This is a genomic window from Gluconacetobacter sp. (assembly GCF_047721585.1).
In the GTDB taxonomy this organism is placed as follows: Bacteria; Pseudomonadota; Alphaproteobacteria; order Acetobacterales; family Acetobacteraceae; genus Gluconacetobacter; species Gluconacetobacter dulcium.
The window spans coordinates 29,906-30,598 of sequence record NZ_JBDNXE010000048.1; the positions used below are offsets into that span (position 1 = coordinate 29,906).

Consider the following 693-nt stretch of genomic DNA (forward strand, 5'->3'; position numbering starts at 1 on the left):
CCCCCCCCCCCCCCCCCCCCCCCCCCCCCCCCCCCCCCCCCGGCGCATCAGACCTCGAGCAGCAGACGGCGCGGGTCTTCCACGTTCTGCTTCACGCGCACCAGGAAGCTGACGGCTTCCTTGCCGTCGACGATGCGGTGATCGTAGGTCAGGGCGATATACATCATCGGCCGGATCACGACCTGCCCGTTCACGGCCATCGGACGATCCACGATGGCGTGCATGCCCAGGATAGCCGACTGCGGCGCGTTGATGATCGGCGTCGACATCAGCGAGCCGTAGATGCCGCCGTTGGTGATCGAGAACGTGCCGCCCGACAGTTCGTCCAGCTTCAGCGACCCGTCGCGCGCGCGCTTGCCGAAGCCCGCGATCGCGCTCTCGATCCCGGCGAAGCTCAGCTTCTCCGCATCGCGGATCACCGGCACGACCAGCCCGTTCGGGCCGCCGACCGCGATGCCGAGATTGACGAACTCGCGATAGATGATGTCGTCGCCGTCGATTTCGGCGTTGACCGCCGGGAATTCCTTCAGCGCCGCCATCACCGCCTTGGCGAAGATCGACATGAAGCCCAGCTTGACGCCGTTATGCTTCTTCTCGAAGGCGTCGCGATATTCGGCGCGCAGTTCCTTCACCGCCGTCATGTCCACCTCGTTGAAGGTGGTCAGCAGGGCGGCGGTGTTCTGGGCGTCCTTC

General features: G+C 66.2%; 1 protein-coding gene. It reads right to left on the reverse strand.

Translation table 11 applies throughout. The annotated features are described in order from the left end of the window. Positions 1-47: 47 nt before the first annotated feature. Positions 48-693: dihydrolipoyllysine-residue succinyltransferase (gene sucB / locus ABF821_RS10710; protein WP_415529995.1), on the reverse strand; the 646-nt coding region annotated here is incomplete at its 5' end.